Origin of the sequence: Streptococcus sp. KHUD_016, from assembly GCF_051106465.1 — a bacterium.
In the GTDB taxonomy this organism is placed as follows: Bacteria; Bacillota; Bacilli; order Lactobacillales; family Streptococcaceae; genus Streptococcus.
The window spans coordinates 321494-346328 of the sequence record NZ_CP193663.1 but is presented as its reverse complement, the minus strand read 5'-3'; the positions used below and the strand labels follow the sequence as shown (position 1 = coordinate 346328).

At 42.9% G+C, this 24835-nt stretch carries 10 protein-coding genes; 3 read left to right on the top strand and 7 right to left on the bottom strand.

Annotated elements, in window-relative coordinates; translation table 11 throughout:
• Positions 1 to 59 precede the first annotated feature (59 nt).
• Together recU and pbp1a are read left to right on the top strand one after the other, a co-directional pair.
• Positions 60 to 656 (top strand): Holliday junction resolvase RecU, encoded by a 597-nt coding sequence (gene recU / locus ACORHV_RS01550; protein WP_000248756.1) that lies wholly within the window; start codon positions 60 to 62, stop codon positions 654 to 656.
• The gene (gene pbp1a, locus ACORHV_RS01545; RefSeq protein WP_434398485.1) at positions 653 to 2821 is read left to right on the top strand and encodes a penicillin-binding protein PBP1A; all 2169 of its coding nucleotides are present in this window, start codon (positions 653 to 655) and stop codon (positions 2819 to 2821) included. Before recU ends, pbp1a begins: the two co-directional genes overlap by 4 nt.
• Before the next feature lie 167 nt (positions 2822 to 2988).
• On the opposite strand, the gene ACORHV_RS01540 is transcribed toward pbp1a, so the two are convergent.
• The 3 genes from ACORHV_RS01540 to ACORHV_RS01530 all read right to left on the bottom strand — a co-directional run bounded on the left by ACORHV_RS01540 (position 2989) and on the right by ACORHV_RS01530 (position 20019).
• Entirely contained in the window at positions 2989 to 11250 is an 8262-nt protein-coding gene (locus ACORHV_RS01540) for an SIALI-17 repeat-containing surface protein (protein ID WP_434398483.1), read from the bottom strand.
• Between the two features lie 140 nt (positions 11251 to 11390).
• Positions 11391 to 17759, bottom strand: a complete 6369-nt coding sequence (locus tag ACORHV_RS01535; RefSeq protein ID WP_434398481.1) for a SpGH101 family endo-alpha-N-acetylgalactosaminidase — start codon at positions 17757 to 17759, stop codon at positions 11391 to 11393.
• A gap of 277 nt (positions 17760 to 18036) precedes the next feature.
• A complete protein-coding gene (locus ACORHV_RS01530; protein ID WP_000842594.1) occupies positions 18037 to 20019 on the bottom strand; it encodes a peptide ABC transporter substrate-binding protein in 1983 nt (660 codons plus the stop codon).
• A 237-nt stretch (positions 20020 to 20256) separates the two neighbouring features.
• Between ACORHV_RS01530 and rfbD the strand changes: the two genes are divergently transcribed.
• The gene (gene rfbD, locus ACORHV_RS01525; RefSeq protein WP_000600926.1) at positions 20257 to 21111 is read left to right on the top strand and encodes a dTDP-4-dehydrorhamnose reductase; all 855 of its coding nucleotides are present in this window, start codon (positions 20257 to 20259) and stop codon (positions 21109 to 21111) included.
• 60 nt (positions 21112 to 21171) lie between these two features.
• Here the strand turns inward: rfbD and rfbB are convergent, their stop codons facing one another.
• From rfbB to ACORHV_RS01505, 4 genes are all read right to left on the bottom strand, one after another.
• Positions 21172 to 22218 (bottom strand): dTDP-glucose 4,6-dehydratase, encoded by a 1047-nt coding sequence (rfbB, locus tag ACORHV_RS01520; RefSeq protein WP_000141519.1) that lies wholly within the window; start codon positions 22216 to 22218, stop codon positions 21172 to 21174.
• Positions 22219 to 22236: 18 nt separating this feature from the next.
• Complete coding sequence (locus ACORHV_RS01515; protein ID WP_000131469.1) at positions 22237 to 22830, bottom strand: dTDP-4-dehydrorhamnose 3,5-epimerase family protein; 594 nt, start codon at positions 22828 to 22830, stop codon at positions 22237 to 22239.
• Positions 22831 to 23700, bottom strand: a complete 870-nt coding sequence (gene rfbA / locus ACORHV_RS01510) for a glucose-1-phosphate thymidylyltransferase RfbA (RefSeq protein WP_434398477.1) — start codon at positions 23698 to 23700, stop codon at positions 22831 to 22833.
• A gap of 71 nt (positions 23701 to 23771) precedes the next feature.
• On the bottom strand, positions 23772 to 24824 hold the full coding sequence (locus tag ACORHV_RS01505) for a hypothetical protein (RefSeq protein ID WP_000878650.1): 1053 nt from the start codon (positions 24822 to 24824) through the stop codon (positions 23772 to 23774).
• Between the last annotated feature and the right edge of the window lie 11 nt (positions 24825 to 24835).

The following is a 24835-nucleotide window of genomic DNA, read 5'->3' as shown; positions in this document are numbered from 1 at the left end:
CCTTTCTTTGTAAATTTATGATATAATAGAGTGATGTTATTGTACCAATAAGGAGAATTATGGTCAACTATCCACATAAAATTTCATCTCAAAAGAGGCAAGCACCCCTGTCACAAACTAAAAATTTCGCAAATCGGGGAATGTCTTTTGAAAAGATGATCAATGCTACGAACGACTACTATTTGTCGCATGGGTTAGCTGTTATTCATAAGAAACCGACTCCCATCCAAATCGTACGTGTTGATTATCCCCAACGAAGTCGTGCCAAGATCGTTGAAGCCTACTTTAGACAAGCCTCAACTACTGACTATTCAGGGGTTTATGATGGATACTACATCGACTTTGAAGCAAAGGAAACCAGGCAAAAACATGCGATACCGATGAAGAATTTTCATCTCCATCAGATCCAGCATATGGAACAAGTCCTTGCCCAGCAAGGAATCTGCTTTGTACTCCTTCACTTTTCTTCTCAGCAAGAAACCTACTTATTGCCGGCTATTGACCTCATCCGTTTCTATCATCAAGATAAGGGACAGAAGTCAATGCCACTTGGATATATTCGAGAAAATGGATATAGGATTGAGCCTGGTGCCTTTCCTCAAATTCCCTACCTCGACATTATCAAAGAACATTTACTAGGTGGTAAAACAAGATGAACAAACAAACTTTTCTGCGAATAGCTAAGTATGTCAGTATCAGTCTCTTAACTGTATTTATCGCAGCTGTGATGCTTGGTGGAGGTCTCTTCCTCTACTATGTTAGCAAGGCTCCAGAACTTTCTGAAAGTAAACTAGTCGCTACAACGTCAAGTAAAATCTATGATAGCAATGACGAGCTTATCGCTGATCTTGGATCGGAACGTCGGGTCAATGCCCAAGCAAACGAAATACCGACCGATTTGGTCAACGCTATTGTTTCGATTGAGGACCATCGCTTCTTTAATCACCGAGGAATCGACACGATCCGTATCCTAGGTGCTACCCTCCGAAACCTTCGTGGTGGTGGAGGTCTGCAAGGAGCTTCAACCTTGACGCAGCAGTTAATCAAGTTAACCTATTTCTCTACGTCAACTTCTGATCAAACCCTTTCTCGTAAGGCCCAGGAAGCTTGGTTAGCCGTTCAGCTAGAACAAAAAGCGACTAAACAAGAGATCTTGACCTACTACATCAACAAGGTTTACATGTCAAACGGTAACTACGGAATGCAGACAGCTGCCCAAAGTTACTATGGCAAGGATCTCAAAGATTTAAGTATTCCTCAATTGGCTCTCCTTGCTGGTATGCCTCAGGCTCCAAACCAGTATGATCCATACTCGCATCCAGAAGCTGCTCAAGAACGTCGTAATCTCGTCCTCTCTGAGATGAAGGGACAAGGTTACATTTCAGCTGAACAATATGAAAAAGCGATTAATACTCCGATTACAGATGGACTTCAAAGTCTAAAATCGGCTAATAGTTATCCTCCATACATGGACAACTATCTCAAAGAGGTAATCGATCAAGTCGAACAAGAAACAGGCTACAATCTCTTAACGACTGGTATGGATGTCTACACCAACGTTGATCCTAAAGTTCAACAACATCTCTGGGATATCTACAATACCGACGAGTATGTCAACTATCCAGATGATGAAATGCAAGTAGCTTCAACGATTGTGGATGTGACAAACGGGAAAGTCATTGCTCAGTTAGGTTCTCGTCACCAATCAAGCAATGTTTCCTTCGGAATCAACCAAGCTGTTGAAACCAACCGTGACTGGGGTTCTACCATGAAGCCAATCACAGACTATGCTCCTGCCTTAGAGTATGACATCTACGACTCAACTGCTTCGATTGTACATGATGTTCCATACAACTATCCTGGAACAGATACCCCTGTTTACAACTGGGATAGAAGTTATTTTGGAAATATCACCATCCAATATGCGCTCCAACAATCACGTAACGTTACAGCCGTAGAAACCTTGAACAAAGTCGGTTTGGATAGGGCCAAGACCTTCCTAAATGGAATCGGTATTGACTATCCAGATATGCACTATGCCAACGCGATTTCAAGTAATACGACTGAGTCAAACAAAAATTACGGAGCAAGTAGCGAAAAGATGGCTGCTGCTTACGCAGCTTTTGCTAACGGTGGTATCTACCGCAAGCCGATGTATATCAACAAAATCGTCTTTAGCGATGGTAGCTCAAAAGAATACGCTGATCCTGGTACTCGTGCCATGAAAGAGACGACCGCCTATATGATGACAGAAATGATGAAGACTGTCTTAGCATACGGAACTGGTCGTGGTGCTTATCTCCCTTGGCTACCTCAAGCTGGTAAGACTGGTACATCAAACTATACAGACGATGAAATTGAAAACTACATCAAAAACACAGGCTATGTCGCTCCAGACGAAATGTTTGTTGGGTATACTCGCAAATATTCAATGGCTGTGTGGACAGGTTACTCAAACCGCCTTACTCCTATCGTTGGTGATGGCTTCTATGTTGCAGCTAAGGTCTACCGTTCAATGATGACTTATCTGTCTGAGGATAACAACCCTGGCGACTGGACTATGCCAGAAGGCCTCTATCGAAGTGGTGAGTTCGTCTTTAAAAACGGTGCTCGTTCTGCATGGACTGCCCCTGCTCCGCAACAGGCTCCAACACCTGAAAGTTCGAGCTCGACATCAGAAAGTTCAACTTCACAGTCAAGCTCAACTACTCCAAGCACGAATAATAGGTCAAACAATAATACCAATAACCAGCAACCAAATACAACGCCTGGTCAACAAAACCAGAACCAAAATCAGAATCCTCAACCAGCACAACCATAACATTTATCACCCAGATTTTTCTGGGTGATTTTTTCATAGCACTATTGCATTTATGTGCTTAACAAAAGCCTGAGAAGATATCTTCTCAGGCTTTTTCTGTACTATAAACCTCATTAGGAAAGATAGGAAACGGATTTCGTAATCTTGTTAAGAGGTTTTACTAAATACTAGTCTTTCTTTGTTTTTGCTACAAAGAGAGCAGATAGGGCTAGGCTAACACCTGCTAGGAAGAGGGCTGTGTCAGATCGGCTCTCACCTGTTGCTGGCAAGCTCTGTTTTGCTGTTTCTTGTCTAGCAATTTCTTGTTTATGATCTGGAGTCTTACCTTGATCAGAAACTAGAGTGCTAAGTTTAAACTCAGGTTTCTCTACTGTCGGAGCGGCTTGGTCTCCTACTGTCGATAATGGACCTGTGTATTCTGGCAATTCATGCACTAGAGCCATCACTGCATTGACACCGCCCTTGAACTCAGGTTTCTCTACTGTCGGAGCGGCTTGGTCTCCTACTGTCGATAATGGACCTGTGTATTCTGGCAATTCATGCACTAGAGCCATCACTGCATTGACACCGCCCTTGAACTCAGGTTTCTCTACTGTCGGAGCAGCTTGGTCTCCTACTGTCGCTACTGGGCCTGTGTACTCTGGAAGTTCATGTACTAGGGCTTCAACTGCATTGACACCACCTGTGAATTCAGGAACCTCAAGAACGGGTGCTGGTTCTTCACCCTTGCTTGATTGGAGCGGTTCTTCTGTTAATTCTTGATGGAAGCTTGCCAATTCATAAAATTCTGCCTTGCCACCTTCCCAAACGAGTTTAACATCTAGAAGGGAGCCACCATTTCGGATAGCAAAAGTTTGGAGACTAGATGTAATGGCACCGAGGTCTGTCCAGCTGTCTTGACCATCCTTGAGTGTTCTAGCAAGAATACGTGCCTTAGCTCCTTCAGGAAGACTGGAAACGAGACGAAGGTGGTTGGCATTGGTTGGCTCAGATAAGTGATACACCAATTCGCCCTTGTCTTTTTCAGACTTGTAGCTGGTCAAGACTTTGCCGTCTACAAGATTATTATAAAGGTTGCCCTGGCTTTCTCCACTACTTCCTTCTACTGTTGGATCATTGATTGGTTTGACAAATTCACCATCGTTGATGACCAATTCTGTAAAGCCTACAAAACGGGCATCATAGTCTGCTGTATAGAGGACGCGGAGGTAGTTAGCTTTAACTGGTGTCGTCAATTCACCCTCGATATAGCGATTTCCTGGCATCTTAGAATCATGTGTCCAACCATCTGTCAATGAATCATCGTGTTGGCTATTGGCCACACCATCTCCTACTGTAACGACATCAGTCCAAGTTTTACCGTCTTGGCTGACTTGAATCTTACCATCACGAAGGTAGTTTTGTGTTCCGTCTTGGATATAAGCTCTAATCTTCTTGATAGTGCGTTCGCTGCCAAGTTTCAAGGTCACATGACCATCTTTATGGGCGTAGTCTGAAAACTCAACGAAGTTGTTGTAAACACCGTCAAATAGTTGATCTAGGTTGTTCAGTTTACGAACATCATTGCTTCCGTATGTTGGATGAATGCCCATAGTTGTAGATTCTAGTTTGGTTGGTTGCACTTCTTTGGTTGTCACAAGGAGAGAAGTGGCTGTCACAGCTTGTTCCTGATCTGTTTTATTGACCAGACGAACATAACGTACCAAATGGCTCACTACAGATCTGTCTATCAACTGGCTAGCTGGCGTCCATTCTTGCGCATTTGCAGAGTACTCTAGATTAAGAGCTGGATTGGCCTGACCTTGGAGTTGGATGCTCTTGATTTGATGGATACGGTCAAGCTTCATTCCTAGATAGCTATGAGCAGGGAGTTTGGTTCCAGCCGGAATTTGAAGCTCGTAACTGCCCGAGCTATCCACTACCGGCGTTTCCTTCAAGGCATCCACGTTGGTGTCTGTTAACTCACTGTTTCCAGAGCGTGTCTCAACAGAGAAGTCTTGGATACGCCACCAAAGGTCGAGTGCCTTAGTATTGCGGACTCGGATGTAGCGAGCATTTATAGCTCTGGTCACTTCCTTGGTTTGTTCTCCTGATAGGCGATCCAACTCTTGCCATGCAGTTCCATCTGTAGAGTACTCAAGTACACCTGCGGCAAGCTTATCGCCCGTTCCTTGGCGAAGTCGTACTTTAGTGACTGACTTGACTTCACCGAGGTCCAGTTGTGCCCAGGCATCTACTGGAGTTGTATTGCTTCCATCAGCATTTGCCATCATGGCTTCTGTATTGTCCTTGCCATCAGTGATTTGACGGGCTGAGGTATTTAGTTTATAAACTAGATTTGAGCTTAGACTAACTGTCGTTGCTTGTTGGCTACGAGCTTTTTCAACTGGACGGTTGACTGCAATTTCCTGAACTGCAAACCAAGTATTCTCGCGGTCTGCTGTCGCAATCATGCGAACTGCCTTGGCCTTGATAGTGAGATTGTCAAACTTAAGTAGGGATTCATTTCCGACATAGCTTGGCTCTTTCAAGGTTACCCAGTTGTCATTTTCATCTTGATACTGCACTTCTGCCTTACTAAAGGTATCACGTGGATTTGCCTGCGTTCCCATTGCAAAGGTCAAGGTTTGAATCGCTACTGGTTTGTTGAACTTCATACCAATATAATCACCTGTCTTGATGCTATTTGGTGATTTAATAATCGCATGAGTTGCCAAATCGCCATCCGTTACTTCTGCCAAACCACCTTCTACCCCTGTTCGATTGGTGATAAAGGTGCTGATGATTTGGTCTGGATGCAAGACTTTTTGAACTTCAGACGCTAGAACTTCTTTCAGGGATAGGATAAATGGACGAATATGTTGAACACCCAATTCAGCTTTTTCCATATGGTCTACATAATGGAAGGTGTGAGTTTGAGACTGTTCGTACAATTTCAAACCTTTATAGTAGCTATCCCAAAGTTTGGCTGCATCGTTTGTAGCCATGGCTTCAGTTCCTGTAAGGAAGGCATCAAGAGCATTCATTTGGTCGATTGCATTATCCAACCAATAGTGGATTTGGGCAACCATTTTTTTATCGCCTGATGCTTTATAGAGTTCGGCTGCTTCTTTAATCTTGGCAAATTCTGCACGCAAGGCTGTACGTTCAGCAGTCACATCCTGACCTGCTTTAAGCTTGGTCATAAAGTCTGTTAATTTTGGAGCCAAGTCTACCGATTCTTCTAGTTTGACGACACGATTATCCATGTTTTGGTTGATCATGTGCTTACCAAGTTCACGGAAGGCTGCTGATACCTTGCTATCTTCAAAATGACCATTTTCTACAAAGTTGAAGGCAATATCATTGATTTTCTTAGCTTCTTCTTCTGATTTCCACTGTTTCCATGAGTATTGAGCTCCTGAAAAGAGGGCAATCTTAGATGGTTCAGACTGTTGCATTGGGTTCAACATGATACCAGACAGCAAGCTTGGATCCACATTTGGATGAAGGAATTTCTCACCACCACCTAGAATCAAGTGTTGTTTAGAGTTATCTGTTACAGGCCAGTTAATCCAAAGTGAAACAGGGCGATAGGTCTTGCCACCTGCGGATAGATTGTTCTTGAGAGTTGAAAGGAAGCTTTCAGAGACTTCGCCCCAAATCTTACCACCCGTCAAGGTCATGGATGTTGAACTTGGGAGATTTTCATTGAGGGATTTCAACTCATCCTCACGTCCATTACCCCAATACTGTCCAGGAACAAAGATCATTTCTTTACGAAGACCACTGTAAGTTCCCTGCATCTCAGTCAACCACTTGGTCATATCTTGCATCAAGCGGTTATAGCTATTGTAGCCTCCGACTGGGCTTGGAGCATCATCTGCAAGGATACCAAATTCGCGGACACCCACTTTCATCAACTGGGTAAATTTAGCCTTGATGGTTGCCAAATCTTCTTGGTAATGCGCTTCATTGCCAAAGCGGATGCGGTTGTTCATGAATGGATGGATAGTCCAGACATAGCGTGTTTTACTTTGATTTCCGACGCGAGCTAGTTCACGGATTTCAGCTAGTTTTTCTTCTGGATAGAGTTCACGCCATTTCTTGTTGTGGTATGGATCGTCTTTTGGTGCAAAGAAGTATTGGTTCAATTTCAAATCGCCACCAAAACGCATGAGTTCTGCACGATCGGCATTCGACCATGGGTTTCCATAGTATCCTTCGATGAAACCACGGTTCTTGAGCTCTGCGTAATCTTCTACTGTCACATTGCGAAGGACTGGCACTTGGCTTTCCTTGAGCATGTGTTTCAAGGTTGTCAAACCATAGAAGACTGCATCTGTGTCTTTTCCGACGATGGAAATCGAGTTATCCTTGATGCTCAAGACATAGGCGTCAATCTTGTCAAAGAGACCTGCTGAAACCTTGGACAAGTTTTGTTCTGCTTGTGAACCTTGTCCATGCACTCCAAGATAGATGTTGGTTGCGCCAGCGATTGCTGCCTTACCAGTTGTATAAGATACTTGATTGTCCTGCAAGACACTCTTCAAGCGATTGCGAGTATAGATATCGAGTTGATCGCCCATAACCAGATTGACTTGCTTACGAAGGGCTGTGACTCCTTCTCCATAAGTCACTTTTTGTGGCGTTGGGAAGACCTTGTACTCTTTCTTGAGATAGTCTGCGCTCTTGCTGGCAGCTGCAATGCTGTCTTCGCTAGCTGGTTTACTTGCAGTAAATTGATCTGCCAATTCAACTGTTCCATCACCTGTTTGCTCTACTTTTGGTTTTTCAGGTGTAGTTGGTTTTTCTGGTTGACTTGGTGCAGGCGTTTCTTGCTCTTCTTTGACAGGTTTCAATAGATGAACTTCAGCTGCACTTGCAAAGCCACCAACGCCTTCCAATACTTTCAACTCAATCTTATTGGTATCTACCGCCGCAAAGTTGACTGTTTTTTCTTGGGCGTTGTTGTCCCAGTTTCCTTCTGAAACCTTGACCATTTGGCCATCTTTTTGTGCGTAGATTTCGTAGCGCGTCACAACACCATTTCCACCACCTGGACGTGGGAGATAAGTCAAGCCATTGACTTTTTCTGCTTCTTTCAAGGTCATAGTAAGGGTGTATGGCGCAGTGTCACCAGTCCACTTAGTATGCCAGAAGGTATTTGGATCATTGTCAAAGGCCTTTTCAACAGCGCCTTCAGTCGCGTTTCCTGGAAGTTGCTGACTGCTTGCGGTTGCAGTAATCTTATCATTTGAAATCAAACGAGGATTTACAAATGGTTTGTCTGACAACTCTGCGCTATGCAAGATTCCTTTGAAACCACCGATGCTTTCAAGCGGTAGAACCAAGCTATTGTGGGCAAAGCGAGGGTGGGCTGGATTTGCTATACGCTCAATCTTTTCACCATCCACATAGACTTCTGTAGATTGTGGTTTGGTCACGATAGAGATTTGATAACGTTTGTTCTTTTCAAGTTTTTTATTGAATTGGATATGGAACTGTTCAAACTGGTAAGCAAGATAGCCGTCTTTATCAGCTAGATAGATACGGTTATCCCCACTTGCTGAGAAGGTTTGTTCTCCGTCTCCAGTGACAGTTACATCAAACTTCAAGACGTGACTTGGACCAACATCACCAGCCAAGCCTTCGATACTGCTATCTTTCTCAAAAGCCAATCCCTGTTCGCTTGCCTTCACTTTCTTGCTTGCATAGTTCTTGACTGTTTCAGAATTGATGGTAAACAGGTCGCTTTGATCAATCTCTTTATCAGGATTTGACTGCGGCGCATAAGGACTGGTTGGTAGGGTGCGTTCTGCAAAGGTCGCAGCTGCACGGTCAGACCCCCAGGTGCGTTCTGCAGTGGTTTGCATGCTCTTGAAGAAACGTTTAAAGATGTCATAAGAGGTCAAACCTGTCTCATGAAGGTCGATATTGTCATTCCAAACTGCGTGCCCACCACCAAGGATACTTGGATGAGAAGCTGGTAGAAGTGGACCTCCACCTGTTCTAAAATCATTCGGTGTCCAGCTATTGTACTGACGTTCGTAGTTAGCATAGTCCCCGTAGGCTGCTTGACTATTGCTTCCACTTGGCACACTATAGGTCGGTACATCCGTGATATTGATAATCTTAGCTCCCTGAGCAATGGCTTCATTTGGTCGTTGCCATCCGATACTCCAGATATCAACTTCTACTCCGTTCCAATCAACAGGGGTGTTCCCTCGTTTCGCACTGAGCGAACCCCAGATACGAGGGGTATAGCCTTTAGACTTGATATATTGGGTCAAATCATTGACATAGCGGCGATAGCTTTCGCGGCTACCATAGTATTCATCCGTTCCGATATGAACAGTAGATACGCCATGAAGCGGTGCATCTGGACCATCGAGGAGTTTGTCATAAACTGATTTGACAAAAGCTAGCGTTTCATCGTATTTATTATCTAGGTCGAGCATTGCAACACGTTCAACATTGTGTTTGCCAGCATAATCACTCAAACTACCTTGATACATGAGGTCTGGGCGGACTTTGACAAATGATAGTGCATGACCTGGTGTGTCAATTTCTGGCACTAGATTGATATGCAAGGCCTTGGCAAGTTTAATCAGATTTTGCATTTCTTCCTTGGTATAATGCTCATCTGAAGTCAATTTTTGATCATTCTTACCGACAATGTCTGTCTCCACACGGAAACCAGTCTTAGCGTGTTCAAGTACATACTTGAGTTGTTCTTCTGGACTTAAATTCTTACCTGCCAAGTGTTCCTTTAGGAAGATATAGTTATCGTTGAGGTGCAACTGCAAGTCGTTCATCTTGTAGTAAGCCATGTTGAGCATGATGTCTACAAGAGTGTCATAAGGGATAAATTTACGACCTGTATCTAGCATAAAGCCACGGTGGCTGAAACTTGGGAAATCGCGAATTTCGCCATTTTGGAGGTTACTTTCTCCCATTTGAAGAAGAGTCCGAGTGGCGTAGAAGGCTCCTGTGTTTGTGGCAGCTTCGATGGTAATCACATCATCTTGGATAGTGATGCCATAGCCTTCCTTGCCATAACCTTTGTTTTCAACCTTTTTAAATTCGATTCGTTTTTGAGCTTGCTTGTCACCTGTTGCCAGTTCCAATCCACGGCTAGCAAGGTCTGACTGGTAGAAGGTTGCTGCCTGATCAAAGCCAGAATCACCTGTCGCAAGGACTGTATCTGAAGTGATAGAAGATTGGCCTTCTTTCCCATACCATTGTTGAACAGCTGGTGCTACTTTTGGTTTGACACCTACACCCTCGTTCTGATGTAGACCCTTGATGACTACTTCAAATTCCTTAGTGAAAGTATGACTGTCTCTGATTTGTTGGACCATGACCTTGACGCGTTGATCTGTTAGAGGTTTATGGATGTGATTTTGAAGGTCAATCACACCTTGCTTGTTGCTTCCGATAAGGCTAACTTTCCCTGGTAAAGTTGGTAAGACAAGAGACTGTCCATCTTCTGCTACTGTTAGTTCGGTTACTTGGCGGATATCCGTTACCTTACTTGTATCAGGAATATTCGAATAAGCTCGAATTTCTTGGATACCAACGTTTCTCCAGTTCATTGTACCAGCTTGGTAGTCGTTAATTTCTAACTTAAGATACTTAGCTTTGATACTTTCAGCTAGGTCAACTTTCTCATCTAAAACAGGATCTCCAGTCTTGGTATGAGCGAGTTTCCATTGTTTTTCTCCATTAGCGCCCACATCTTCTTGGCCTGCGTAATAGAGACTCCAAGATTTGATATTTGGGTCATTTTGCCCATTACGAAGACGACGATCCCAGTCAATTTCTATATGTTTGATGAGAGTAGTTTTTGGAAGAGTTAATTCGAAGGTTGGTTTTGGTACATCTTTGTCTGTAGCCCAACGGGTATTGTCATCTCCGTCGATAGCCTTATCCGCAGTAAAGTTGGTACCAGTCTCATGGTTGCTCGCCTGAGCAGTAGCACCTTCAAGATGGTTCACATCTTCTCTATCTTCGATTTGCTTTTCAGCTGGTTTTGGTGCGGGCGTAGCAGTTTCAGCTGGTTTAGCAGCAGGGGTGTTTGTTTCTGATGGTTTAGCTTCTTCTTTAGGCGTTTCTGCTGGTTTGGGACTTGCAGGACTTGTCTCTGGTTTTGTCTCTTCACTTGCTGGAGGATTGGTTCCCTCATCAGTCGCTGGAGTTTCTTCATGACTTGCTTCTGTTGCAGCTTCTGCATCTGCTTTTTCAAGCGCAGCGGCTAAATCATCTGGTAACTTATCCAAGGCTTGAACATGAGTGATACTTCCCTCTGTCTCTGAAGGTGTTGCTGTTTCTGCCGCCTGAACCATATTGGCGCCAAAGATACTAGCACCAATCATAACGGAGGCTACACCGATTGCAAATTTTCTTATACTATAGTGACAGCGTTTCTCAAAAAAATGTCTATCCATCTTTCTCCTATTCCTTTCATCCGCATACATGAGTAAGCGGTATCATTTCTCCTTTGAAAAAGGAGAGAACCAAGAGGTCCTCTCCGGCTGTTTGATCCTATTTGATTCGAGATCTTTTGGATTTCTAAAACCAAATCTGTTTAGTCTTCTTTTCGTTTTGTCGTAAGAACAGCAGCAGATAAAGCGATACTCACACTTGCTAAGAAGAGGGCTACTTCTGAGCTGTGCTCCCCTGTAGCAGGTAGTTTTTCTTCATCTTTCGCTCCCGGAGTTTTGGTTTCAGCTACTGGACTTGGAGTGAGCGGGTACTCAGGTTTTTCAACTGTTGGAGCTGCTTGATCTCCAGCTGTAGCCAATACACCTGTGTAGGCTGGCTTTTCATTTACCAAGGCCTCAACTGCATTGACTCCACCTCTATACTCTGGAACTTCATTTGCAGCCGCTAGGACCGCATTGGCTCCACCTTTGTATTCTGGTAATTCGTGAACCAAGGCTTGGACCGCATTAACGCCGCCCTTGAACTCAGGGACTTCATGTACAGCTGCTTCTGTTGCATTGACGCCGCCTTTGAACTCAGGTACATCAAGAACTGGTGGTTGTTCTTCACCCTTGCTACTTGTTGGAGCATCTGGTTTCGTAGCAGAATCTTTTAATTGGTTGAGATAGTCTGCGAAGTAGGCAACCATTCTTTCCGTCAAGAGGTGGTTATCCGTCGCATATTTCATGCTTGCCTGAACGCTAGCTACTTCCTCTTGATTGTCTTTGTCCGTTAATTTCTGCGCCTTAGCCAAAGCTGCTTCATAGCTAGACATGTCAAGCGGTGTTTCTGCTACCTGTGGACGGGTAAAGATGAGTTCCGCTGCAGATTGGTATTTATCGCCACCATCTCCGTAAGTCTTGATACCAGTAAGGACAATTTTCTTAGCCTTGATTGTCTTACCAAAGTCAATGTCTTTTGGCTTGTTGTTATTTGGCCAATCTGTTACGGTAAAGGTATGTTCCTTGCCAGACTCATCTGTGACAACCAGTTTCACATCTCGCAAGTTTCCATTTGAATCAGATGCACGTGGAACATAACGAAGTCCAGTGATTTCAGTTGGTTCTTTCAAGACCATGGTTGCAGGCTTTCCTACATCTCCACCATTCCAAGATGTATGCCATAGACTAGACACATTTCCATCAAAGGCATTCTCTAGACCTTCACCTGGTTGAGCTGGCGCATCCAAACTTTCAAAGTCTTCTGCTACCAAGGCTGTTTTCTTCTGAACCAAAGCATTCTTCAAGGCTTCAATCTTGGCAATCTCTGCACGCGCTTCTTCTACGCTAATGTCATCATCTGCTTGGCTGAGGTTAAAGACCGCCTCTTTCAAAGCATCCATAGACTCTTTCGTATAGTTAGTCATGGCAACCGTTGGCAAGTAGTTCTTCAGAGCATTTTCTGTCAACATCTTACCTGTTAGGGTAATTTCTTCGATGTGAAGATTATCCATCATGAAGTCGTTATAACCACGGAAGTTGGCATTTCCACCAGAATCACCACGAGTATTGCTTGCATTTCCAGTTGAGTAGATACCTACCCAAGTATCGCCTGTTTCTGCACCTGTCACGAGGAAGGTTGCCTTCTTGGCTTTCTTAGAGTCTGTCCAAGTATTTGGCAATTCATGCATTTCCAAGTTGCTTGCTTGAGTACCACGACGACCTGACTGGAATTCTCCCTTACCGACTACAAAAGCATAGGTATTGTCTGATCCTGCTTCGTATTCAAAGGTTACACGATAAGTCTTACCAGCTTCAAAACGGAAGTTTTGAGGGATTGTTTGGTAAACCAAGTTACGACGGCTCACTAGTCCATTTGTCTTCAATGACCAATTTCCTTCGATAACATCATCGACTTTCTTACCATTCCAACCACGCTGTGTATATGGATCGTGTTTTTCAGACAAGTGAGTGCGGTTGTCTTCGACACCTTCAACACCACCTACTACAAATGGGAAGATACCTTGAGCTACATTTTCAAAGTCTTGTTTAAATGTTCCTTTACCTGTATCATGCTTGTCTCCGTACATGCTTGAATTGTTTTCAAAGGTACGGATTTCATCAAAGTATGTTGCTTCATCACCAGCTTCACGACTCAATGTAAGAGTAACATTTGATACGTCCGATCCAGTTGTAAAGAAGGCGTACATGTTTTGGAAGTAACTTGTATCATCAACTGTAGCATTTTCACGACGATTGTTATGAGCATAAGCTTTGATATAGTTGAGAGCGAGTGACTTATTGGTGTAAGTAGTCACTTCTTTTTCGCCAGTATTCACTGTGATACTTGCCTTAGCATTACTACGGTTATCAACACCGACATAAACAGCATACTTGGTATTTGGTTTCAAGCCAGTCAGTTTCTGAGTAAGACTGACCTTGCTCTTATTGCCTTGGATACGAAGCATTTCATTTGCGCCCTGTGATTTGACAATTTCTGCCTTAGAAGCATCACCAGAAATGGTCCAATGTTTCAAGGTTCCGCTGTTAAATCCTTGGTCATAGATATGCATGCCTTCGCTCCATGACATTTCAGGATTGGTTTGTTTTGAACGGTAGAGAACGTATGGTTGATTTGCTAGAAGGTCTAGGGTAATCTTACCATCTGTTACAGTTAGTTCTTGCTCTTCTGTCTTACCTTGGTCAGTTAGCTTGTAGAGGTAAACCTTGCTATTTGCCCAATCGCTTGGAAGTGTCCAAGTTGTTGCACCAGCTTGCGTATTGAAGTAGTACATTTTTTCCTTATCAGTAGGAAGTTTCTTACCATTTGCATCCCAGTTCCAAGGAGTCAAGTAAGCTGAACCATCTTGGATGACACGTCCGTTGAGCGTTACTGTACGCTCACGGTATTGCGGGCTATTGACATCGTTTGACTTACGAGTCACAACTACTTTATTGTTATCCGCATCTACCAACTCCACTCGCATTTCTGGAGTCCATTTATAGGTGCTACCGTTATCGGTCATGGTAACTGGTGTACCATTTTCCCATTTACTTACAGTGAAGTGTTGGAAGTACTTAGTCATGACATCATGGGCAAATAAGTTGGTTACATAGCCATTGTAGTCGCTTCTTCCTTGCCAGCCTTCAAAGTCTTTCATGCTGTAGCCACCTAGAAGTGGGTAGTTGGCTGCACCACCGTAACTTCTGTAGTCCCCAACCCATGAATCTTTTTGGTGGTTGCGGATAAAGCGTGTGATGGCACTGTTGATACCTTTATTAGTGTAGCCACCATAGGTCAAGTCAGCTGCCCAGTGTTGGAAGGTAGAGTCGTATTCACCACCATGACCCCACTCAATCGCAAAGCGCCAGCCTTGTTTGTTGATTTCTTTAGCAAGAACGTGGGTAGCCCAGGCACCGTTATCACCTGATTGACCATTGCCCCATACGTCCACATAGATAAAGTCGAGACCTTCACCCAGTTTTTTCTTCAAGTCTTCCCAGCGAGCCAAGCGTCCATGCGCCAAGTCATAAGCAGCATCGATGTTGATACCTTGGTCTAGCCAGTTCCATCCGTAGCTGTAGCTTCCATCTGGATTCTTACGAAGAATATTTTCATTAAAGTATTTAGACTCAGGATAAGTCTCAGAAGCGTTCACGTGGATACCAAGATGAGCTCCATATTTCTTCGCTTTTTCGATCAAGGTCTTGAAGTCTTCAACACCACCAATACGTTTACCAATATCAGCATAGTTCAAGTGTCCAGAGTCATGACCTTCACTACCATAACCTTTAAGGAGAACACCTTGCCCAAGACCATCTGTGTGGAGATTGATTTTCTTGATACCATCCAAGGTCATAAGGAATGGGTTTTGGGCTTGTGAGCCAAAGTTCATCGCGATACGGTAAGCAGTGATATCCTTAACTTTTTCCCAACCTTGAGGGTTGTTCATGATGCTACGATAAGCAATGGCACCATCTTGCCAGTCGACTTTGTTGTCAGCATTGGCATCTTCGGTGATAACAACCTTGGCACTTGGAAGTTCCTTGGTGTATTCTGGGAAGACAATGCCCTTATAAGCCTTTTCCCATTGCCATTCAGAGCTGTGAATTCCGACATAGTTGGCATTTCCAACTGTTTCTTTATAGGCTGTCAAACGAGTCCAGTCATTCGAACCACCACCATAGCTGTTTTGAGAATTGCTCCAAACACCTGCAGCAAGCTTATCTGTAGAAACAAATCCATACATGTAACCCTTAGCCAAATCTTTCATTGGATTGGTTACATCGATATGATCATCCCCGCTGACATGGGTATTGTTTGACATGGTTGCCCCATCAAACTTAGCACCAGCTTGATCACTCGAAACAGAGACCAAAGCATTACCAAGGAAACTAATAGTTGAAAGCAATTTTCTTTCGTCATCAATCTTTTGACCTGGAGTAACTTGATTGTGGTTGACAATCTTGGTCACATCAAAGTGTAATTGATTATCCACAACTTGCAAGCGTACTGTCATTTCCGCATTGATTAAGTGAGCATCATCGCGAAGCTTCATCAAATACTCTGCTGTTGTCTCATTGATTTTCTTATAAGTAACTTCAGGGGTGATTCGGTGGTTATTGATAAAGACTTGATTGAACTGTTGCACCTGTCCTGGCAAAGTATGCCCATTCAAAGTATATTCTTTCACGCGTGGAAAGGCTTGGTCAATCACTGCCTTGAGGACCTTAGACTGGATCGTATCATAAGTCACCTTGCTATCATCAACAGCCGGACCTGTTTCTTTCTGGGCAGGAGTATCATCCGCTTTTACACCTTCTTGATTGTCTGTTTTAACGCTGACAACCGTACGGTCATTGCTATAAGTTCCTGCCTTGAGAAGGATCTTCTTCTCATTTTTAAGATTCTCATTGACCGCCCCAGGTAGGGTCACTGTGTCAAAGAGATTTACATCATTGTTGCTGGCATTGAGTTGTCCATCTGACTTGAGAGTGATAGAAAGACGATTTACAGAACCTGGTTCTGGTGCTGCCACACGGTTGCCTTTATACCATGTGCTATTACCTGGAGTTTTGTATTCCCAGAACCAGCCACCTTGGTCATATCCAACAAAAACATTGTTCTTGGTATCTTTAAATTTCAAGAAGACACCAAAGCGTGATTTGCCCTTTTCAGAATCATCTTTGAAGGTTAAATCAACCGTCGCATTTCCATTAGCATCAACTGTCAATCCTTGTTTTTCAAACAAGGCTGGTTTGCCATCATTGTCATTTTGGGCCGTTGAAGACAATTGATTGTAGCGAACACCCTTTTCTTCACGAATAGTGACGGTTCCTTGTTGCTCTTTATTCGCTACTGTTTGCCATTCAGGAGTTACTGCCTTAGGTGTTTCAGGTTTAGCAGCTGCAGGTTTATCCTCTTTTGGTTTTTCTTCAGCCGGTTTTTCTTTCTCTTCCAAGTCTGCTGGTTTCACACTTGAAATTCCCTGCATGTGGTCTTGGATCCATTTTAGTTGAGCTGGTGAGAAGAGAATACCGCCACTCCGTTTTCCAACTACACCATTTTGGTGTACACCGACTAGTTTGCCTTCTGTATCAAAGATACCGCCGCCACTAGCACCCGGTTTTCCTCCTTGGTAACCAATCCCTTGGACACCTTCTCCGTATGGTTCCGCAAAATCAACTGTAGTATTGACAATCGGATTCAATTTTCCTTCTGGATAACCAAAGACATGGAGTTTATCTCCAATTTTCTTAACAACTGGCTTTTTAGTTACTTCAACAGGCGTATTTTCTAGAACTGTACGCAATCTCACTAGGGCCAAATCATTTTTGAAGCCTTTCAGATAGCCTTCACGATCCCAATGAATGATATCTTTCTTGCTAAACTTGACATCTGGCAATCCTGGATATGAGATGCTATAGATATCTCCATCCCCTTGGTCATTGTCCACAACCTTACGGATATTGCCTTCTTGGCTGTCCTTGATAAAGTTATGAGAAACCGTCAAGACAAGGTCTTTAGCAACGACAATACCGCTACCTTCTCCTGATGGCGTCTTAATCTTAACAGTTGCGCCGTAGTTTAATTCCCCATTAGTAGTCTTAGCCACATCTTCTGGGACGAGTTTCCCAGTATCTTGGGCCAATTGATCCTTGTCAACTTCGCGCCCATTGTCTTCAGCTTTCTCCAACTTATCTTCTAATTCTTTTGGCAGATTGCTTGGCTTTTCAGACTTTTCTTTTTCTTGAGCCAACAACTCTTCTTCTGTTTGTGGGCCTTCAGTAGTCTCAGCTGAACCAGGATTCTGAGCGGCAGCTTCCTTGTCAAAATCGTGCCCCTCATCACTAGCCTTCTTATCCAAATCAGCTAGTTCACTCGGCAAATTATCTGTTGAACCAACTCTTGCTTGATCAGCTAATACTGGGCTAGCTGCGAAGAAAGTCGCTCCAATCATCACTGAAGCTACTCCAAGCGTAAACTTACGAATACTGAACTTACAGCGTTTTTCAAAAAATCGTTTATCCATGAACTCCTAAATCCTTTCATTTTCCAGTAAGCGTTTACATTTCTTTTTTAAAAAATACTCCTTTCTCTGAAAGTGCTCTGCTTATCTGTTATAAATTAAAAATAATTGTACTTTTAATATAACAAATAAAAAGTCAGAAAGCAATAGGAAATAGGTAAAATTCACTAAAATTTTCTCTTTTCTGAAAAATCCTATCTCTAATCATTCAGGGACTTATACCAAGATAAAAAAGGACTTAACCATCATGCCGATGGCTAAATCCTTTACTTTTTTAAAGTTATTTCACTTGGTTTGCGAGATCTTCTTGGGCCTTTTTATTTGACTCTTCTTTTTCTTTCAACCATTTTTCTTGAGCTTTTTGGTATTCTTCTGTTGTCACTGCCTTATCTTGTACTTCTAGATATTTGTACAAAAGGGCTTCGCTCATACCCTTGTTACCAGAGTATGCAAATGGAAGTGTAAATGGTACCATCTTAGACAACATTGGACGACCAGTTTGAGAAGTTGTTGGAATGAGCAAGGCACTGTCTGTCAACCAAGCTTGGGCAGCAGCATATTTCTCATAACGTTTTGAAACATCAGTAGTTTCTTCACCAGCTTCCACAACCATTTTTTCGTAGTCTTCTAAACCGACTTGCTTAGCCGCAGCGTTGTTTGTCCCAGAATCAAATCCTAGATATGTTTTCGTATTTTCTCCTACAGAAGGCTTGATAATATCAAGATAAGTAGATGGATCGATATAGTCTGGAGACCAACCCACGTTATCTGAGATATCCCAGTCTTCTCCAGCCGCAGTTTCAGCGAAGTAGGTAATGTTTTGAACATCATCTTTTTGGAGCTGTTGGATGTCGATAACCACATTATCTGATCCTAGATTTTCTTCAACTGACTGTTTAAAAGATTGAACACGTTGAACTTTTGTTGTATTGGTTTGATCTACAGGCATATCCAAGTGGATTGGGAATTTCACACCTTCCGCTTGAAGGGCCGCCTTAGCTTTAGCGAACTCTGCTTTGGCTTTGTCAGGATTGTAGAGTCCATCTTGGGCATCATCCAAGTTTACGTTGCTCCACTCATCTCCATAGGTCACCAATTTTTCCTTAACTAATTCCCCAAAGTTTTTCCCATCTGCCTGTACAAATGTAGGAGGAACAAATAAGTTACGAAGCAGTTTAGTAGCCCCGCTTGCACCATTTACTTGAGAAGCGTAGGCTGTTCTGTCAAAACCAAATGCAATAGCTTGACGGAAGTCCTTATTCAAAAGTGCCTTCTTGGTTGATACTTTTTCCTCATCTGTTGTCTTAGAAGTGTACTTATAAGACTGGCGATCGATATTTGTGCCTACTAAATAAGTAGTAGAATCTTGTTGGGTATAAACGATATTGTCTTTGAATGTTTTTTCAGTCTCTGAGTAACTAGCACTTGTTGGGAAGAGGCGAGCCATTGTAAAGCTACCGTCTTTGAAAGCTTCAGTTGGCTTATTAGTATCTTGACCATCCCAGAAGGATAATTTCACTTTATCAAGATGGACATTGTCTTTGTCCCAATAGTTTGGATTCTTTTCGAACTCGACTGATGATTTGGCTACGATTGATTTGAGTAAGAATGGTCCATTATAGAGAATGCTGCTTGGGTCCGTACCTTTAGCAAAGTCATCCCCTTTAGAGTTCAAAAATTCTTCATTAACAGGAGCCAGAACACCCATTGTTGTCTTAGAATTCCAGAAACTTTCTGGCTTGTTCAATGTGTATTGAACGGTATAATCATCAAGAGCTTTGATTCCTACTTGAGAAAAATCTGTAATTTCTCCTTTGACGTAAGCATCCAATCCCTTGATAGATTCCTGAACCAGGTAAAGACCATCTGATTTCTTATCAGCAGCATACTTAAGACCAGTTACAAAGTCTTGAGCTTTAACTTCTGCATACTCCTCACCTTCAGATGTATACCATTTTGCATCCTTTCGGAGTGTATACGTGTAAGTCAATCCATCCTTAGATACAGACCAATTCTCAGCCATAGATGGTACAAAGTTACCGTAGCGGTCATTTTCAAGCAAGCCATCGATAACGTTGCTCGTAATATTTGCTGTAGCTGCCTTACCAGTTGTCAAATAGTTTAGGTTATCAGGATCCGTTTCGTAAATGTATGAGAATGTTTTCTCACCTTTAGCATTTGAACTTGATCCAGAGCACGCAGCCAGAGTCGCAGCTGCCAATAACGTCACACCCGCAAGGGCAAGTAGTTTTGAACTTTTCATTGTTTTCTCCTTTAAAACTTTCACCCCATTATAGTCCCTTTTCAGAAACATGTCAATATAATTTTCAGAATTTTTGAATTACTTTGGTAAATTCTGAAAAATAAGTTTTCTATTATAAAATTATTATTCTCTAATACTATATTTTTATATCTTAAACCAGCAAAACAAGGGTCGAAAATCAGATTTTTTATCATTTTTTTGCTATGATTAGATAGAAGAAAAGTTAAGGAGAAGACAATGATATTAATTACAGGTGCAAATGGTCAACTCGGTACCGAACTACGTTATTTACTAGATGAACGAAGTGTGGACTATGTTGCAGTGGATGTGGCCGAAATGGATATCACTAATGCTGAGATGGTTGAGAAAGTCTTTGCCGAGGTTAATCCAACTCTGGTCTATCATTGTGCAGCTTATACTGCTGTTGATGCGGCAGAAGATGAGGGAAAAGAACTGGATTTTGCCATCAACGTAACTGGAACTGAAAATGTAGCCAAGGCCTCTGAAAAATACGAAGCTACTCTGGTCTATATCTCAACAGACTACGTCTTTGATGGGAAGAAACCCGTCGGACAAGAGTGGGAAGTCGATGACCTACCTGATCCGCAAACAGAGTACGGACGTACCAAGAGAATGGGTGAGGAACTTGTTGAAAGCCTTACGTCACAACATTATATCATCCGTACTGCTTGGGTCTTTGGAAATTATGGCAAAAACTTTGTCTTTACCATGCAAAATCTTGCCAAAACCCATAAAACTCTCACTGTTGTCAACGACCAACACGGCCGCCCAACTTGGACACGTACCTTGGCTGAGTTTATGACCTACTTGACTGAAAATCAAAAAGCATTTGGCTACTACCATTTGTCAAACGACGCAGTTGAAGACACTACTTGGTACGACTTCGCTGTCGAGATTCTTAAAGACAGTGATGTTGAAGTAGTTCCAGTAGACTCCAGCAAGTTTCCTGCCAAGGCTAAACGCCCCCTCAACTCAACCATGAGTTTAGCCAAAGCGAAGGCGACAGGTTTCGTCATTCCAACCTGGCAAGATGCCCTTAAAGAATTTTATAAACAAGAAGTAAGAAAATAAAAGATTACGACATACATAAAAAGCAAGAGGCTTTAAATTCTCTTGCTTTTTAGTATCTGATTACTTAATTACTTGTTGTGTCTTAGCATAGTTGGCTTCGACTGCTTCTTTTTCAGATTTCCACCATTCTTGGTTGTCTGTATACCACTTAATGGTCTCTTTGAGACCTGCTTCAAAGTTGGTAAACTCTGGCTTCCACCCTAATTCATCACGGAGCTTGCTAGCATCGATAGCATAGCGAAGGTCGTGACCCGTACGGTCTGTCACATGATCATAAGCATCAGCTGGCTGTCCCATTTCCTTGAGGATGAGTTCTAGGACTTCCTTATTGTTCTTCTCACCATCCGCACCAATCAAGTAGGTTTCACCGATTTGACCTTTAGTCAGAATCGTCCAAACACCTGATGAATGGTCATTGGTGTGAATCCAGTCACGGACATTCTTACCTTCACCATAGAGTTTTGGCTTGATACCACTCAAGATATTGGTGATCTGGCGCGGAATAAACTTCTCGATATGTTGGTAAGGACCATAGTTGTTTGAACAGTTAGAAATAGTCGCTTTAACACCAAATGAGCGCATCCAAGCTTTGACAATCAAGTCTGAAGCCGCCTTGGTTGATGAGTAAGGCGAGCTGGGATTGTACTTGGTTTCAGCCGTAAATTTCTCACCTGGACCTTCTCCATGACCTGGCAAATCTTCACGCAGAGGTAGGTCACCATAGACTTCGTCAGTTGACACATGGTGGAAACGAAGGTCGTATTTACGAGCTGCTTCCAAAAGAGTGTAAGTCCCGATGAAGTTGGTATGGATAAAGGGACTCGGATCATTGAGCGAGTTGTCATTGTGACTTTCTGCCGCATAATGAACGATAACATCCGCTTCAGCTGCCAGCTTGTCTACCAAGACTGCATCTGCAATATCTCCAACAACCAACTCAACACGGTCACCTAAAATTTCTTCAATATTGGCACGATTACCTGCATAAGTCAGCTTGTCCAGCACTGTCACATGGACATCTGGGAAGTTGTTATAGACATAATGAACAAAGTTAGAACCGATAAAACCAGCCCCACCTGTCACGATGATATTTTTGTATTCAGTCATTTTTATTCCTTAACCTTTTTACAAATCTTCTTTTCTTAGTGGTTTGACATCCTTAAGCAGTGGATGATGTTTATCTGCTTCCGAAACTTCTGCTTCTGCTAGGTTTTCCCACTGGATGCCCAAGGCTGGATCTGCATAGTTGACAAAGGCATATTTAGGCTTTAGTTCAAGTGCCCAGTAGTCATTGACCAGATAGCTATAAGAAACTGTATCCGAGAGTACTTGGAAACCATTGGCCACGCCACGAGGGACAAAGATTCCCTTACTTGCATCAATCTCGGTCTGATAAACATTTCCAAAAGTCTCACCTTCACGTAGGTCAACCCATGAACCCAGAACCTTGCCACCATCTGCTACTGAGATGTACTTATCCCAAGGTTCAGCATGGAGGCCTCGGAGAACATTTTTGCGAGAAAAGCTGACGTTGTTTTGCAGTTTTCCTTCAGCAAAGAAGCTTTCAGGAAAACCAAGTGGTAGCATCTTTTCTTTCTGAAAATTTTCCTTAAACCAGCCACGATTGTCACCATGAACCGGAATGTCAAACTCTAACAAACCTGGAATGGCATCAATCTTGTGCACTGCAAGTGTTTTGCCGAAAAAATTATCTGTCATCTAGATTTCTCCAATCAAACGAAGCAAGTATTGCCCGTATTCATTCTTCTTGAGAGGTTGCGCCAACTTCAGCACATCTTCGCGGCTGATATAACCCATTCGGTAGGCAATTTCTTCCAGATTGGCAACCTGAACATTTTGCATCCTTTGAACCGTTTCGATATATTGGGAGGCCTCTAACAGGCTCTCATGTGTCCCAGTATCCAGCCAGGCAAAACCACGTCCCATAACTTCAACTGACAAATCCCCACGCTTCAAATAAGCATTGTTAACATCTGTGATTTCCAACTCTCCACGAGCACTCGGTTTTATCTGTTTGGCAATCTCCACAACGTCATTGTCATAGAAATAAAGACCTGTCACTGCATAGTTAGAGCGAGGATTCTCCGGTTTTTCTTCTATGGAAATAGCATTCATGTCTGTATCAAACTCGACCACACCAAAACGCTCTGGATCCTTCACTTGGTAGCCAAAAACAGTCGCACCCTTCTCTTTCTTGGCTGCCTTTTGAAGCATTTTGCTCAAACCAGGCCCATGATAGATATTATCGCCTAAAATCAATGCAACACTATCGTCACCGATAAATTCTTCACCGATAAGAAAAGCCTGAGCAAGTCCATCGGGACTAGGCTGTCCCGCATAGGAAAGCTTGATCCCAAATTCGGAGCCATCCAAGAGCAGGTCCTTAAAACGGGGTAAATCCTGTGGTGTTGAGATGATCAAAATGTCCTTAATCCCAGCCAACATCAAGGTTGACAAAGGATAGTAAATCATGGGTTTATCATAAACCGGCATCAGCTGTTTTGACGCAGCTCGAGTAAGTGGGTACAGGCGCGTTCCCGAACCACCCGCAAGAATAATACCTTTCATAGTAGGTTTCCTTTCTGGCTAATTACCTATCCTATATTATATTTCATCTTGTCCCAAATTCCCTACGGAATTTACTTCAATTTGGATAATACAGCTTTTAAATAGGCTCCATCTCGAAGAGCAGCTCCAACTTTCCTAGCTTGTTCTGAAAGTTCCTTGTAGTCTTGAAGTGTCAAATCATCTAGTACTTTTTGGAGGTCGTGTAGAGAATCAACTGCTAGACCACACTCTTTATCCAGAACGAAATGCGCGAGGGCAGACTCTTTCCAAACCACTAGAGGAAAGCCCGAAGCCAAATAAAGAGAGGCCTTGTGCGAGTTGTTAAAGCGTAGATAGTTTCCGTAAGAACCTTGGCAGGTTTCTGAGCTGTCTCCGTCCCAGACCAAACCAAAACTACCTTCAAGAGCAGCTGGGAGGTCATCTGGCATAAAGGAACCAAAGTAGCTAGTGTTTTTCAATGCACGACTTTCATCATAGCCCACTCCATACAAGTTATAGGCTGGCTGGTCTGGCAAGTTATAAAGATAACCTGACTTTGCAGGGTTCAAATTTCCAGCTACGATAATAGGCTGGTCTTTTTGGAGATTTGATTTTTCAGCAAAGTTTGGAATCAGATAGTCAAAAATCTCCAAGCTAACCATTTTATCTGCTGGCACTCCTTGACCTACCAGAACTTTCTTCATGATATCGTTATGAACGATAATGCTATCCACTGACATCAAAGCTTTCTTTTCCTGGAAGTAATTGCGCACTTTATGACGAAATTTCACTTCTGAACCTGCTGCATGACGCAAGGTTTCAATATCATGGATCAACAGATAGAATCTTGCTCCTCTTTTTTGCGCCTGCTTAATGAGTTGTGAGATGAAAAATGTATGGTGGATAATAGGGAACTGAATCACCAATTCATCTCCGGCTCCCAACTGATCAAACACAGACTTGGTCGCACGATATTTGTGTTGTTGAGCTTTAAAGAAATTCATCTTATACCAATTCTCAACCTTGAGCTCCAACCCCTCATAACCCTCTGAGATTAGAATAGCTTCCACGTCATTTCGCGCCTTACTCCCTGCATTCTTTTCATGTGCATTATGCAGAAATGAATCCTTCAGATAATATTTCACCTTTTCTCCCC

Excerpts from the sequence above, each read along its gene's own strand:
- ACORHV_RS01515 (WP_000131469.1), bottom strand. The coding sequence starts at position 22,830 with ATGACAGATAATTTTTTCGGCAAAACACTTGCAGTGCACAAGATTGAT.
- rfbA (WP_434398477.1), bottom strand. The coding sequence starts at position 23,700 with ATGAAAGGTATTATTCTTGCGGGTGGTTCGGGAACGCGCCTGTACCCA.
- ACORHV_RS01530 (WP_000842594.1), bottom strand. The coding sequence starts at position 20,019 with ATGAAAAGTTCAAAACTACTTGCCCTTGCGGGTGTGACGTTATTGGCA.
- rfbB (WP_000141519.1), bottom strand. The coding sequence starts at position 22,218 with ATGACTGAATACAAAAATATCATCGTGACAGGTGGGGCTGGTTTTATC.
- recU (WP_000248756.1), top strand. The coding sequence starts at position 60 with ATGGTCAACTATCCACATAAAATTTCATCTCAAAAGAGGCAAGCACCC.
- rfbD (WP_000600926.1), top strand. The coding sequence starts at position 20,257 with ATGATATTAATTACAGGTGCAAATGGTCAACTCGGTACCGAACTACGT.
- ACORHV_RS01535 (WP_434398481.1), bottom strand. The coding sequence starts at position 17,759 with ATGGATAAACGATTTTTTGAAAAACGCTGTAAGTTCAGTATTCGTAAG.
- pbp1a (WP_434398485.1), top strand. The coding sequence starts at position 653 with ATGAACAAACAAACTTTTCTGCGAATAGCTAAGTATGTCAGTATCAGT.
- ACORHV_RS01540 (WP_434398483.1), bottom strand. The coding sequence starts at position 11,250 with ATGGATAGACATTTTTTTGAGAAACGCTGTCACTATAGTATAAGAAAA.